At 35.0% G+C, this 14,370-nt stretch carries 11 protein-coding genes; 7 read left to right on the top strand and 4 right to left on the bottom strand.

The annotated features are described in order from the left end of the window. Positions 1-557: 557 nt before the first annotated feature. Positions 558-1,697, top strand: a complete 1,140-nt coding sequence (locus VB796_RS19720; protein WP_323348308.1) for a 2-isopropylmalate synthase — start codon at positions 558-560, stop codon at positions 1,695-1,697. Here the strand turns inward: VB796_RS19720 and VB796_RS23805 are convergent. The 4 genes from VB796_RS23805 to VB796_RS19705 form a co-directional block, all read right to left on the bottom strand. Continuing rightward, positions 1,662-1,808, bottom strand: a complete 147-nt coding sequence (locus VB796_RS23805; RefSeq protein WP_416233532.1) for a hypothetical protein — start codon at positions 1,806-1,808, stop codon at positions 1,662-1,664. The genes VB796_RS19720 and VB796_RS23805 overlap by 36 nt on opposite strands. 63 nt (positions 1,809-1,871) lie before the next feature. Next, a complete protein-coding gene (locus VB796_RS19715) occupies positions 1,872-3,254 on the bottom strand; it encodes an efflux RND transporter periplasmic adaptor subunit (protein ID WP_323348307.1) in 1,383 nt (460 codons plus the stop codon). A gap of 130 nt (positions 3,255-3,384) precedes the next feature. After that, complete coding sequence (locus VB796_RS19710; protein ID WP_323348306.1) at positions 3,385-4,845, bottom strand: TolC family protein; 1,461 nt, start codon at positions 4,843-4,845, stop codon at positions 3,385-3,387. Positions 4,846-5,145: 300 nt separating this feature from the next. Beyond that, positions 5,146-5,859: a M15 family metallopeptidase gene (locus tag VB796_RS19705; protein WP_323348305.1), complete on the bottom strand. Its 714-nt coding sequence runs from the start codon at positions 5,857-5,859 to the stop codon at positions 5,146-5,148. A 78-nt stretch (positions 5,860-5,937) separates the two neighbouring features. Between VB796_RS19705 and VB796_RS19700 the strand changes: the two genes are divergently transcribed. The 6 genes from VB796_RS19700 (at position 5,938) to VB796_RS19675 (ending at position 14,317) form a co-directional block, all read left to right on the top strand. Further along, positions 5,938-7,242 (top strand): nucleoside recognition domain-containing protein, encoded by a 1,305-nt coding sequence (locus VB796_RS19700; RefSeq protein WP_323348304.1) that lies wholly within the window; start codon positions 5,938-5,940, stop codon positions 7,240-7,242. 66 nt (positions 7,243-7,308) lie between these two features. Continuing rightward, entirely contained in the window at positions 7,309-8,940 is a 1,632-nt protein-coding gene (locus tag VB796_RS19695) for an alginate lyase family protein (protein ID WP_323348303.1), read from the top strand. Next, complete coding sequence (locus VB796_RS19690) at positions 8,903-10,084, top strand: glycosyltransferase family 4 protein (RefSeq protein WP_323348302.1); 1,182 nt, start codon at positions 8,903-8,905, stop codon at positions 10,082-10,084. The genes VB796_RS19695 and VB796_RS19690 overlap by 38 nt, the downstream gene beginning before the upstream one ends. Before the next feature lie 126 nt (positions 10,085-10,210). After that, a complete protein-coding gene (locus tag VB796_RS19685) occupies positions 10,211-12,565 on the top strand; it encodes a M1 family metallopeptidase (protein ID WP_323348301.1) in 2,355 nt (784 codons plus the stop codon). A 53-nt stretch (positions 12,566-12,618) separates the two neighbouring features. Continuing rightward, a complete protein-coding gene (locus VB796_RS19680) occupies positions 12,619-13,170 on the top strand; it encodes a class I SAM-dependent methyltransferase (RefSeq protein WP_323348300.1) in 552 nt (183 codons plus the stop codon). A 352-nt stretch (positions 13,171-13,522) separates the two neighbouring features. Next, positions 13,523-14,317 (top strand): M57 family metalloprotease, encoded by a 795-nt coding sequence (locus VB796_RS19675; RefSeq protein ID WP_323348299.1) that lies wholly within the window; start codon positions 13,523-13,525, stop codon positions 14,315-14,317. Positions 14,318-14,370 lie beyond the last annotated feature (53 nt).

The raw sequence follows: 14,370 nt of genomic DNA, 5'->3' as shown, positions 1-14,370 counted from the left end.
AACAGAGAAGTTAAGCCTACTGCCGTTGATGATACTGCAATCACATGCGGGAAAGTAAATAAACCCCAAATACTATTAACATATCCCTTCTAATCAACATTAGAAGGGATTTTTGCGTTTTATAAAGTAGAGATTTTATCTAATAGCTTTTAGTAAGCATAGGCTTTTATTGGGGTTATCTTTTCAATAATTAGTTATTTATTTCAATGTACAGAAGATGTCCTAAGTAGATAGGATGGATAGTTAATTTAATGTATAAGCAATATAAATGTTAAAGAGTAAGTTGGATTGATTATTGTTTGAATATGAAGAATGGTATTTGTAATACTAATCTTAGATTTATACAATTTTTAATTTTTTAGTAAGAAAAATATTTATTCTAACATATTTGTATTGTAAGATTTTAAATCTTTAAAAAATATTATTTTTAGTTTTTTATTCTAAAAATAGCCATAATATCATTTTAATTAGAATTAATCTCTAAAATCGAACATTTCTAAATTTGTTTTTACTAAAAGAGCGTTGTATTTTTGACTTAGAAAAAAACAAACATAGCAATGAGTCAGAAAATTCAAATATTCGACACTACTTTACGTGATGGAGAGCAAGTTCCAGGATGCCAGTTAAATACGGAGGAAAAATTGCAGGTTGCAGAACAGCTGGAACTGTTAGGGGTTGATATTATTGAGGCAGGTTTTCCTATTTCATCTCCTGGAGATTTTCGTTCGGTAGAAGCAATTGCGAAGTTGGTAAAGAATGCGACGGTTTGTGCTTTAACTCGTGCCAAAAAGGAAGATATTGATGCGGCTGCAGAAGCATTGAAACATGCAAAATATCCACGAATTCACACAGGTTTGGGTTCGTCGGATACACATATTAAGTATAAGTTTAATTCAACTCGTGAGGAGATGATTGAGCGTGGTATTTGGGCGGTTAAATATGCAAAGTCGTTTGTAGAAGATGTTGAATTTTTTGCGGAAGATGCAGGGCGTGCGGATTTGGTATTTTTGGCTCAATTGACTGAAGCTGTTATCAATGCAGGGGCTACGGTAGTAAACTTACCTGATACAACGGGTTATTTATTGCCACATCAAATGTTCCAACGTATTAATTATTTGTTTGAAAACGTGCCGAATATTCATAAAGCTACGATTTCAATGCACAATCATAATGATTTGGGATTGGCTACGGCTAATACAATCGCAGGTATTCAAGCGGGAGCGAGACAGGTTGAGGTAACAATTAACGGTATTGGCGAGCGTGCAGGAAATACATCATTGGAAGAAATTGCGATGATTTTGAATGTTCATAAAGATTTAGGTTTCCACACGGGAATTAACGCTCAGCATTTATATCCATTCTCAACGTTTGTATCTGGATTGATGGGAATGCCTGTTCAAGCCAATAAAGCCATTGTAGGTGCTAATGCTTTTGCTCACTCGTCGGGAATTCATCAAGATGGTTTCTTGAAACACTCAGAAAACTATGAAATTATGAAACCAGAAGATGTTGGCGTTCCTTCATCGGCCATTGTGTTGACTTCTCGTTCAGGTCGTGCGGCACTTCGTCACCGTTTGCAATTGATTGGTTTTGATTTTGAAAAACCTGAATTGGATAAACTTTATACTCGTTTCCTTTTGATGGCTGATGAGCGTAAGCAGTTAAACGATGAAGATTTGAAAGAATTGGTAGGATAGTTTTAAGAGGATAAGCTTATAGATTTTTAGAGAATAGGTATTAAGGGTTTCTTTGGTTTTCAAAGAAACCTTTTTGTTTTGTAAGTTATAAAACAAAAAAGCCGTCCCCAGATACTCTGAGACGGCTTTTTCATAAACCCTAAACCAAACTAATTTATTGTTTTATAAAAGTATTTACTTCTTTTTCTTTTCTTCCGCTTTTTTCTTTGTCACAATTTCACCCTCCTTTAATTTCTTGGAAACCGTTATATAAGGCCCTGAAATAATCGTTTCACCATCAGCTAACCCAGATAAGATTTCGATGTTTTCAAAGTCTGAAATCCCCGTTTTTACTTCTCTCAATTTTGCTTTGTTTGCTTTGTCCACTACAAAAACAACTTCTTTAATCTTGTCTTTCTTAATAACTTTTTCTGGCTCTTGATTATTGTCTTCTTCGCCTTCTTTTTTAGCTTCGCCATCGGTTTTTAATGATGGGTCACGAGTGGTTACAGATGCAAGTGGCACAGATAATACGCCATTTTTACGGTCAGTAATAATTTCTACTGATGCCGTCATTCCTGGTTTTAATGGATATGAACGTTTCCCAACTATTAAATCTGAATATGATTGGCGTAAAACTCTGATTTTTACTTCAAATTCAGTTACGGCATCGGTTGAAACGGCTGCTGCTGAAGTTGTGCTAAGTCCATTGGCTGAACTGGCAATTTCATAAACGACACCTTTAAATTTACGTCCTGATGCACTATAAGAATCAACGTCAATAATTACGGTATCATTCATTGAAACACGAGTAATATCATTTTCATTCACATTTACACGTACTTCCATTTTATTCAAATTAGCAATTCGTAATAATTCTGTACCTGCCATTTGTGAAGTACCTACTACACGTTCTCCTAATTCAACATTCAGTTTTGAAACTGTTCCGCTTTGTGGTGCGTAAATTGTTGTTTTGGTTAAGTTTGTCCGTGCTTCTTTTAGAGCTGCTTCCGAACTTTTTACATTGAAGCTGGCAGATTGAACATTGGCTTTTGCTGATTCAACGTCTTGTTTTGCTACAAGATATTGTGAATTGAATTGGTCAAAATCTGCATCAGAAATTACTTTGTCATCGTGCAAACGCTTGTTTCTATCATAGTCAATTTTTGCTTTTAATAGACGAGATTCTGATTGCGACTGAATTGCTTTTGACTGCTCAACAGACGCTTTTGAAGAATTTACCTGAGCTTCTGCACGAGCTAAAAGTGACTCGTAATTATCAGGTTTGATTTTCAATAGTAATTGCCCTGCTCTTACAGAATCGCCTTCATTTACATAAAGACCAACGATTTCACCCGAAACGTCTGGCGAAAGTTTTACTTCAATTTCAGGCTGAATTTTTCCAGAAGCAGAAACTCTTTCGATGATGTCAGCTTTCTTAGCTTTCGTAAATTCTACCTCAGTTGAAGGCTCTTTACCGATAAGTCCTTGTTTCTTGGCGATAAATAAGCCACCGCCCAAAAGGACGATAACACCACCGAGTATCCACCAGATTTTATTTGAAGATTTCTTTGCCATTTTTTTGGTTATTAGTGATTAGTCATTGGTTATTAGTTTTCAATGTATAGTCAGGTTTAAATTGAGCTATTTGAGGTTATTAGTAACGATTTAAGATACTAATAACTAATTATTAATAACCAGTCACTAATCAAAAGGTAAGCGGTTTATTTTGATAATAATCTAAAATTTTAGTTCTAAAAATAAAGTCATATTTAGCTTGAACAAGGTTTCCTTTTGCTTTGTCGAGATTTGTTTTTTGTAAACTGTAACTTACAAAATCAATTGCTCCAGCATTGAAACGGCTATCTGCGGCTCTGAATGATTCTTCCAAGGCTGAAACTTGAACTGTTAAAGCATCGTATCTTTTTGCGGCATTGTTCAAATTTGTGTAGGCTTGTTCAATGTTTTGTCTTAATGTCAAACGTGCTTGTTGAGCGTTTAAATTAGCATTTTCTTTCTGAATTTTTGCTCTTGAAACGTTACTTCTATTGGCGAATTTACTGAAAATTGGAATATTAGCATTTACTCCAAAACCATAATTAAAGGTATTACCAATTTGTTTAAAATAACCAGTTGTACCATTGTCGATTGGTACATTATTCGTTGTCGTGACAATTAATGGAATGTCTTGTCCTTGAAATTTAACAACGCCTAAGTTTTGGTCAGACGTAACAGATTTAAACGTATAATCTTTTTGTGCATTAGATTGATTTGCTCCAAAATTAACATTACCCGTAACAATAGGTAAAAATCCTGCTTTGGCAATTTCTATTCCTTTGTCAGCTCCTTGAATACGAACATCAGCGGCTTTGATTGTTGGCTGACTTTCTTGAGCAATCTCATAAATTTTACTAATTGTAGCGTCATATCGTGCCGTTGATGGCGTTGGAACAGAAATTCTATCAACCTTCACATCAGCAATATTTTTATCATTCAATAATTGCAAAAGAGAAAGTTTTGCTAAATCTAAAGTGCTTTGATTATTGATAACCGTTGTTTCTTCGGTGGCTAATTGAGCTTTCAAATCAAACAAATTTGATTGTGCTAATGACCCTGCTTTTACTAATTTATCAGTTCTATCAATTTGTAATTGCGTAATTCCAGTTTGCGTTTTAGAAATTGCCAATTGGTCTTCGGCGTTCATGATGTTTAAGTAAGACAGCACCACTTGCAACGAAATATTCTCTCTCATCGCTTGCAAATCAAGTTGAGTAGCTTTTAATAACAAATCATTCTGAGCAATTGTATTTTTGAGCTGATAGCCATTAAAAATCGTAACATTCCCACCTAAACTTAGCTGATTATAATTGATATTTCTATCGACGAAAGTGTTGGTAAATGGGTCTAAACTACGTCCAAAATTGAAAGATTCGTTAATATTACCACTGGCATTTGGCAATTGATTGAATCTTGATTGTTGTAGTTGTAAACCGTTGATCAATACTTGATTTTCGCTTTGTTTAACCGAAATATTATTTTTGAGAGCAATGTTAACGGCTTCTTGTAAACTTAATCGTGTTTCATTACCGCTGGCTTGCACAGCATTTTGAGCTTTCGTTTGGAAAGTTAAACAGGTAATTGTGAGGGCGAATAATAGGAAACGATTCATGTTGTTTTTCATTTGATGGTTCAATGTTACGAATGATAATTTTTGATTTAAAAAAGTTTGGGATAAACGGCTATCTCTTATGGATAAATGGAAATATGAAGATATTTCACCATTTGAGGTGAATATTAAGCCATTTATGGGATTTATAAACTTCTGTAAATGTTTCAAATAATGAACCAGATGGATTAAGTAATTGATTTTTAGTATTTTATGTATATTCTGTCAAAAAGAAAAGTGTCCGATTTCGAACACTTTTCTTGTATAATCGGACATTTTATTTTTAGACATAAGTCTGCGTTATTACTGTATGATACGATAATTTGCTTTGGCTGTTTGTCGGGAAAAAGCATTAAAATGCCACCATTCATAATCTATGGGCATATAACCTGAGGCTTTCATAACTGACCTCAAAATCAAACGATTATTGATTTGTTTTTCGCTTAATTTTTTGGTTCTTAAGAAATACGATTCTTTTTTGGGATAAGCTAATTCTCCGAAAAAATCATACTTTGTTCCCATGTCCAATGGCATACCGTCCGTAGTCGCAATAGTTAAATCGACCGCACTTCCATAACTATGAATTGAACCCTCTGCTGATGGATTCGCCACATATTTTGAACGCTCTCTCGGAGTATATTGTGGTAAAGAATTCCAAAGCACTTTTTGGAAATGAACAGGTCGCCCACCATCATAAACTAATAGTCGATAATTAGGATATTTTTTTTGGAGTAATTCACTGGCTTTTGCTAACATTTCGGCAGGACGTTTTTGCATGAAGCATTGAGAAATACAACCATAAACGTCTTTTCCAACAAAGTTATCAGTACTTGAATATTTTAATTCGACTAAAATAGAAGCGTCAATTTCTTGAATATTTACTAATCCTTGCTCACGCATTTTTTGTTCATATTCACAGACTTGTTTTGTTTTTGGAGCTTTAGTTTTTACTTTTTGGTGAGAAGTAAAGGAAAGTGAAAATAGGGCTATCATTAAGAACAATGATGTTTTTTTCATAACTTAGGTCATTTAGTAAGAAATAATGGCATAAATTTAGTCAGTAATTTAGAAAATCTGGCTAACCCCACTAAATCAATGGAAAACTTTACCCAAAAATTATTAAGCTTCGTCACTCTCAAAAAACAAAGTCCACTGTCTGCGATGTGGGTGCTTTTCTTTGTAGCGGCTTTCATTACTGCCTTGATAAAATGGGCAAATCCTGATATTCCTCAAGAGCAAAAAAATGAACTTTTCAAGGTAATTGTGGATGGAATGTTTGATTCCGCTGAGATTGCCGTGATGAAAATTGCCCTGCCTTTGGCGGGCGTTATGACGTTTTTTATGGGATTATTAACTATTGGAGAGAAAGCTGGAGCGATTGGATTTTTAGCCAGAATTGTAGGACCTTTTTTCAATAGACTGTTTCCAGAAGTGCCAGCCAATCACCCTGCGAGTGGACAAATGATTATGAATTTTTCCGCCAATATGTTGGGTTTGGATAACGCTGCTACGCCATTTGGACTAAAAGCGATGCAGAGTTTGCAGGAATTGAACCCCAATAAAGAAGTTGCCTCCAACGCCCAAATTATGTTTTTGGTTTTGCACTCGGCAGGCCCCGTTTTGATTCCTTTGAGTATTATGGCTCAACGTTCTATTTACAAAGCCGAAGACCCTTCTGATATTTTTATTCCTTGTTTAATTGCGACTTACTTTGCTACGCTGACTGGATTGATTTTTGTAGCAATCAAGCAAAAAATTAACCTTTTCGATAAAGTTGTAATGTCTTGGTTGGGCGGAATTACCGCTTTTGTGGGTTTTGTATTATGGTATTTTTCAAGTTTACTGCAAGAAGAAGTTCAGTCAACGTCAAAAATTGTGAGTAATTTGATTCTTTATGGATTTGTTTTGGCGTTTATTTTAGGAGCAGTTTGGAAGAAAGTAGATATTTTTGATGCTTTTATTGAAGGTGCAAAAGGAGGTTTTGAAACTTCTGTTAAAATTATTCCGTATTTAGTGGCTATGTTGGTTGCAATCAGTTGTTTACGCAATGCAGGAACGCTGGATTTAATTGTGGGCGTGATAAAAGATGGCGTTGCTCTTTTGGGAATTGACACCGCTTTTACTGATGCTTTACCAACGGCTTTGATGCACCCATTGAGTGGGGGAGGCTCACGAGCGATGATGATTAGTACCATGCAGACTTCGGGGCCAGACTCATTTGCGGGCAGACTTTCTTGCGTTTTTCAAGGTTCTTCCGATACTATTTTTTATGTATTGGCTTTATATTTTGGTTCGGTGGGTATTAAGCAAACTCGTTATACCCTTTGGGCTGGACTTACGGCTGATTTAGTAAGTATTATCACGGCTATTTGGGTGAGTTATATTTTCTTTCCGCATTGATAAACGTAGCACAGACTTTAGTCTGTTTTTTAGATTACAGACTAAAGTCTGTGTTACGAAAACCTTATGAAGACAATTCTACAATATTTCTACACTATCATCCATCTTCGCCCAATCCAGATTTATTACCAAATTTTCTATAAAATTAGGTCAATATTTCGAAAGATGATTGGTTTTCAATATGCTCAATTTATTCCAGCCGAAAGCATTCCAATTGTCCTGAAACCTTCAATTTCAAGTAATAAAAGCTACTTTTCGAGTGAAAATCGTTTTTGTTTTTTGAATCAAGAACAGGTTTTCCCAATCAGTCAAATCAATTGGAATAATGAACAAACCTTCGGAAAATTATGGGCGTATAATCTCAATTATTTTGACTTTCTGAATCAGGAAGATATTTCCCAATCGCAAGGACTTGCCCTTATACGTGTCTATATATACGCCTATCCAACGCTCAAAACGGGTTTAGAACCCTATCCGACTTCATTAAGAGGCATTAATTGGATAAAATTCTTGTCAAAATACCAAATTCAAGATGCAGAAATAGACGCTTTTTTGATGGCTCAGTATGTTCGTTTGGCAGATAATTTGGAATATCATTTAATGGGGAATCATTTGTTAGAAAATGCTTTTTCTTTGTTGTTTGGGGGTGTTTATTTCGACAATGAAACATTCTTAAACTTAGCGAAGAAGATTCTGAAAGTAGAATTGCCCGAACAAATTTTGGCAGATGGTTGCCATTTTGAAAGGTCGGTCATGTACCATCAAATTGTTCTGCTTCGTATGTTGGATTGTTTGAATTTGTTACAAAATAATCAAGGGAAAAAGCTTACTGAACTTGAAAATGAGATAGTTTTTTATGCTCAAAAAATGGTAGGATTTTTACAAAAAATCACTTTTAAAAATGGTGATATTCCTTTAATGGGGGATGCTGCCAAGAATATTGCTCCGACAACTTATCAATTGTTGGAATATGCAAATACCTTGAATATCAGAGTTGAAAAAAATGAGTTGTTAGAAAGTAATTATCGTAAATTTGAAGAGGGGAATTTTGAATTATTAGTCAATCTTGGAACAGTTTCCCCCGATTATTTACCCGCTCATTCGCATTGTGATATTTTCAATTTTGTTCTTTATGTGGATGACAAACCATTTATTGTAGATACAGGAATTTCAACTTACCAAAACAATGAAAGAAGACATTTAGAACGCTCAACGATGGCTCATAATACAGTTCAAATTGGTGATTTTGAACAATCTGAAATTTGGGGAAGTTTTAGAGTAGGCAGAAGAGCAAAAGTGAAAATCTTAACCGATACAGAAAATGAAATTGTTGCTTCGCATGACGGTTTTAAAAGATTAGGCGTTTTTCATCAACGAAGTTTTAGGATAGAAAATCAACGAATTATCATTAAGGACACAGTTTTAGGTAAAACAGATTATCCAATAAAAGCCTATTTGCATTTTCACCCTGATGTTGAATTACAGATTATGAATGATAAAATCATAACCAATGTAGGAGAAATTTATGTTGAAAATGTTACAAAAATTGAACAAAACGATTATCATTATTCCGAAGAATATAATAAACTAATTTCTGCAAAAATGGTAGTTTTATATTTTACCAATTCTATATCAACCATTATTTATTCTACTAAAAACCATGAAAATATTGATTCTAACCTTCTATTTTCCGCCTGACTTTTGTGCGGGTTCTTTCCGAAGTTCGGCTTTAGTCGAATCGTTACAGCAAAAAATAGCCAATGATGATTCTATTGAAGTTATTGCAGCCATGCCAAATCGTTATCAAAGTAAACGAGACGATGCACTGACTTACGAACAATCCCCAAATTTGACCATTCACCGCATTCCTATGCCTGACCATAAAAGCGGAATAGTTGACCAAATTTTAGCGTTTTGGGAATATTGGAAAGGAGTTAATCGACTCACGAAAAATCAACATTATGACCTCATTTACGCTACTTCTTCACGCTTATTTACGGGATTTTTAGGGGCAAAAATTGCTAAAAATAGGCAAATTTCGTTGTATTTAGATATTCGAGATATTTTGAGCGATACTATCAGAGACGTTTTTAAAAATAAACTTATTCGCTTCTTTTTACTGCCAATTATTAAGCAAATTGAAAAATATACCATTCGGTCGGCTACTCATCTCAATTTAGTATCGGAAGGTTTTAGCGATACTTTTGCTTATTTTAAAGGAAAAACTACCTTTTTTACCAATGGAATAGATGATACTTTTTTAGAAAATGATTTTACTGAAAAACCTGAGAATTCAATTCCGATAATTACGTATGCGGGAAATATTGGGGAAGGGCAAGGTTTAGAGAAAATCATTCCCGAAGTGGCAAAAAGATTGGAAGATAAATATATTTTCAATGTGATTGGAGACGGAGGAACGAAACAACGATTAGTCGATAAATTAACGGATTTAAAAGTAAATAATGTAAAATTAATTTCAACGGTGAGTCGTTCTGAGCTGATTCAATATTATTACCAAAGTGACTTTCTATTTCTACATCTAAATGATTATCAGGCTTTTGAGAAAGTGCTTCCTTCTAAGATTTTTGAATATGGAGCAACTTATAAGCCAATTATTGCGGGTGTAAATGGTTACGCAAGGGAATTTTTGCAAACGTATTTGAGTGATTCTCTTATTTTTCAACCTTGTAATATTGACGAATTTATTCATGTTTTAGAGAATTTTGAGTCACAGAATATTTGTCGGGAGCAATTTACACGTCGATTCAATAGAAAGAATATTATGGATAAAATGGCAGAGAGTATTTTGGAGTTATCAACACTTGAGCAAAAGCATCATTAATTTATCAAGAAAAGTGAAAACCACTCATCAAGTTTTAGTCAAGGATTTTATAAAACTGTATAAAACTTTTTTGATTTTTAAGTATCTTCATCGTTTTAACGCATTTCAAAATCATCAACTTAAAAAATGACTCGAAAAATACTCCTCCTGCTTTTTTTGTTTTCATCCATAAAAAGCGTCACTACGTTTGCTCAACAGCCTACAAATCAGTTTAATGGCAATACTCGTTTTGAGCAAGTTGGTACCATGTTACCCACGCCAAATTCTTACCGTACTGCTTCTGGAGCTCCAGGGAAAGATTACTGGCAAAACCGTGCTGATTATGACATCAAAGCCGAATTAGACGACCAAAATCAATCAATGACGGCTTCGGAAGTAATTACGTACAAAAACTTTTCGCCCGATGAACTTCGTTATTTATGGTTGCAATTAGACCAAAATAACTTCAAAAAAGACGGAATTGCTCAGTTGACTTCAACTTCGTCGGTAAGTGGTCAAGGAACATCTTTTGCACGTTTAAATGCTTCAACGAATGTTTTGGCAGGTAAAGAATATGGTTACAAAATCATATCGGTAAAAGACCGTGCTGGAAACCCTTTGAAATTTACTATCAATGAAACCATGATGAGAGTTGACTTGCCAACGTCTTTGAAGACAGGTCAAAGTTTCTCATTTTCAGTTGATTGGAGTTTTAATATTACTGATGCCGTTGCTACAAGAGCAAGAAGTGGTTATGAATATTTCCCGAAAGATGGCAATTATTTGTACGAATTAGCTCAGTGGTTTCCACGTATGTGCGTGTATGACGACGTGAACGGTTGGCAACACAAACAGTTTTTGGGACAAGGCGAATTTACCGTTCCTTTCGGGGATTATAAAGTGTCAATTACTGCTCCAAACGACTTTGTTATTTTGGGTACTGGTGAATTACAAAATGCGGCTCAGGTGCTTTCTGCTTCACAATTGAAGCGTTTAGAAACTGCCAAAACTGCCACTCGTCCCGTAATGATTGTGACGCAAGAAGAAGCTACGGCGGCAGAGAAAGCCAAACCATCTGGTAAAAAAACTTGGTCTTTTGCGGCTCAAAATGTGCGTGATTTTGCTTTTGCAGGTTCAAGGAAATTCCTTTGGGATGCTATGCAAGTAGATATTGAAGGTAAAAAAGTATGGGCAATGTCGGCATTTCCGAAAGAAGCTAATCCACTTTGGGGACAGTATTCAACGATGTTGGTAGCACATACACTTCGTTCATATTCAAAACATACCATTGCTTATCCATATCCAGTGGCTCAGTCGGTTCATGGCCCAGTGGGTGGTATGGAATACCCAATGATTTCCTTCAACGGTGCAAGACCAGAAGCAGATGGAACGTATTCGGAAGGAACAAAAGACTTTTTAATTGGTGTAGTTATTCACGAAGTTGGACATAATTTCTTCCCAATGATTGTCAATTCAGATGAACGTCAATGGTCTTGGATGGACGAAGGTCTAAATACTTTTTGTGAAGAACTCGCTGAAAAAGAGTGGGATAGAGATTTTGAATCTCGTGGAACGCCACAAAGTATCGTCGGTTATATGCGTACTGATAAAACGCAACAAGTACCAATTATGTCGAGTTCAGATAACATCATGGCTTTTGGTCCAAATGCTTATTCAAAACCTGCGGCAGCTTTGACGGTTCTTCGTGAAACCGTAATGGGACGTGAATTATTTGATGCAGCGTTCAAAGAATACGCTCGTCGTTGGGCATTTAAGCACCCAACTCCGCAAGATTTTTTCCGTACTATGGAAGATGCTTCTGGTGTCGATTTAGATTGGTTCTGGAAAGGTTGGTTCTACGGTGTTGAGCCTGTGGATTTATCTATCGAAAATGTAGAATGGTTTGGAATAGATAACCTTACGCCAGAAAAAAAGAACGAAAAAGCAAAAGCAGATGCAGATGCAAAACGTCAGACCATCAGCAATATTCGTAACAAAAAAGATATTCAGAAAACAGTGGTAGAAGAAAATCCTGATATGAGAGATTTCTATAATTCTTACGACAAATTTGCTACTTCAGAAGCCGATAAAAAACGCTTTGACCAAACAATGGCAGGTTTAGCAGAAGACGAAAAGAAATTGGTAGAATCAAATAAGAATTTTTACGTTGTGAATTTGAAAAACGTAGGAGGTTTACCAAGTCCAGTAATTATCAAAATGAATTACGAAGATGGAACCGACGAAGTAATCAGAATTCCTGCCGAAATCTGGCGTTTGAACGACAAAGAAATCAAGAAAGTAATTCCGACGGACAAAAAAGTAGTAAAATGGACACTTGACCCATTCTATGAAACAGCCGATATTGATACAAAAACGAACAGTTTCCCACGTGAACCAGAAGAGCCGACTCGTTTCCAAGTATTCAAACAAACTCGTCCAGCACAACCAAATCCAATGCAACAGCAATCAAAACCAAATGCGGTGCAAGGTGCGAAGAATTAAGAAAATATTTTGTAGAGACAAAGCAATGCCTTGTCTCTACAAATAATAACCCAATGCAAAAGTCCCTCCAAACCTTTCAATTCAAAGAAAATGAAACTATTGCCTCCATTGGGGCGAGTAGTGGCGTTTGGGAAATTTGGTTTGCTTCACAGGTTGATAATCTAACCTTTTATATTCAGGATATTGATGAACAAAATTGTAATCAAGAAGAAATAGATTATGGCGTTCAGTATTATGAGAAACTATTGAAAAAAACGATTGTGGGAACATTTATTCCCGTTATTGGTACAGAAAGAACAACTAACTTGCCCCAAAATACATTTGATAAAGTGTTGATAATTAATTCTTTGCATGAGTTTTCTCATCCCAAATTAATTCTCCAAGATATTATGAGAATTCTTAAAAGAGATGCAAAATTATTTATTGAAGAAGTAATGGCAGTTTCAGTAGGTGAAATTCATGAAGGATGCGGAAGAAGACTTTTTACAAAAGATGAATTATCAGAGCTTTTAACACAAGTTGGCTATGAAGTTATTGAGGCATTTCCTAAAAATGGCAATAATGTTTATGTTTTTAAGTGTTGTTTGAGTAAATACCTTGTTTGAGTTGAATAATAGCATAATATACTTGTTTTAGCACTAATATGATAGCTTTATTTAAGCAATACAAATAATAGTTAAATATAAAATTGGTCGATTAATTCTTATTTTTTGCGTTATCAATATATTGTATTTAAAATATTTCAAAAAAAATTTGGTTATAATATTGTAAAACCATAACTTGCTCTTGTTGTTCTTAAATGAACAATATTATCCGCAATCTTCCTTAAATAGTTTCCTTAAAAATTTTATTGTTGGCTTAATGGCTCTTAGAAAGATACTTTCTGAGAGATGGAATCTCATTGTTTTTTCAAAATGTAATATCACAAACTTCATATTATTAAAACAAACAACAATTATGAATCTAAGATTATTTACCGCTACCTTAATTACAGGTTCTATTTTTTTTGCTTCATGTTCAGATATTAGTGAGTCGTCAGTTGCTCCTAAGGAAGAAGCAATATCGAGTGTTGCAGCAGCCAAAATCAAAGCATTGGGATTTAATCCAAATAATGCTCTGAAGGTAGCTGAAGGCTATTTAGTAGAAAAGGATGTACTTTTAACCGAAGAAGATTTGGCAAAAGGGGCTTTAATGTTTGATAAGGCTGCTCCAAGAGAAGAACAGTACCGTACTACTCGTTTAGTAACAGGATTACCAAGAGTGATTAAAGTAAAAGTTGCGACAACACTTCCAACTATTTTTGTTCAAGCAACTGACGAGATGATTGCACGTTACAATTCACAAGGATTATTATTGACATTTCAGCGTGTTACCAGTGGAACAGCGACTATCAATATTACAAAAGATGAAACTTTACCAAGTGGTGTTTTAGGTTCGGCAGGTTTTCCAACATCATCAGGAAATCCTTACGGAACTGTTAAAATGAAGCCTTCAACATTTGGAGCAAGTCCAAGTTTAGGATTTGTCGCAACCGTCTTAACGCACGAAGTAGGTCACTGTATTGGTTTCCGTCATACCGATTATATGGCTCGTGTTTGTGGAGGTGGCAACGAAGGCACTGCGGGAGTTGGAGCAATTTTAATTCCTGGAACACCATCAACCATTGATAATGCTTCATTTATGATTTCTTGTGCAGGTGGTAATGTTCCATTCTCAAGTTATGATAAAATAGCGTTAAACGCTTTATATTAAAGATTCAGTGTTAGGTAAAAAGAACGAGTTTACTTATCAATGGGAATTTTGAA

This window comes from Arcicella sp. LKC2W (assembly GCF_034931005.1).
Taxonomy (GTDB): domain Bacteria; phylum Bacteroidota; class Bacteroidia; order Cytophagales; family Spirosomataceae; genus Arcicella.
The sequence above is the reverse complement of the archived record's forward strand: the minus strand, read 5'-3'. Positions and strand labels throughout refer to the sequence as shown.

Coding starts and splice junctions, on each gene's coding strand:
- VB796_RS19700 (WP_323348304.1), top strand. CDS start 5,938: ATGGAAAACTTTACCCAAAAATTATTAAGCTTCGTCACTCTCAAAAAA.
- VB796_RS19690 (WP_323348302.1), top strand. CDS start 8,903: ATGAAAATATTGATTCTAACCTTCTATTTTCCGCCTGACTTTTGTGCG.
- VB796_RS19680 (WP_323348300.1), top strand. CDS start 12,619: ATGCAAAAGTCCCTCCAAACCTTTCAATTCAAAGAAAATGAAACTATT.
- VB796_RS19720 (WP_323348308.1), top strand. CDS start 558: ATGAGTCAGAAAATTCAAATATTCGACACTACTTTACGTGATGGAGAG.
- VB796_RS19710 (WP_323348306.1), bottom strand. CDS start 4,845: ATGAATCGTTTCCTATTATTCGCCCTCACAATTACCTGTTTAACTTTC.
- VB796_RS19675 (WP_323348299.1), top strand. CDS start 13,523: ATGAATCTAAGATTATTTACCGCTACCTTAATTACAGGTTCTATTTTT.
- VB796_RS19685 (WP_323348301.1), top strand. CDS start 10,211: ATGACTCGAAAAATACTCCTCCTGCTTTTTTTGTTTTCATCCATAAAA.
- VB796_RS19695 (WP_323348303.1), top strand. CDS start 7,309: ATGAAGACAATTCTACAATATTTCTACACTATCATCCATCTTCGCCCA.
- VB796_RS19705 (WP_323348305.1), bottom strand. CDS start 5,859: ATGAAAAAAACATCATTGTTCTTAATGATAGCCCTATTTTCACTTTCC.
- VB796_RS19715 (WP_323348307.1), bottom strand. CDS start 3,254: ATGGCAAAGAAATCTTCAAATAAAATCTGGTGGATACTCGGTGGTGTT.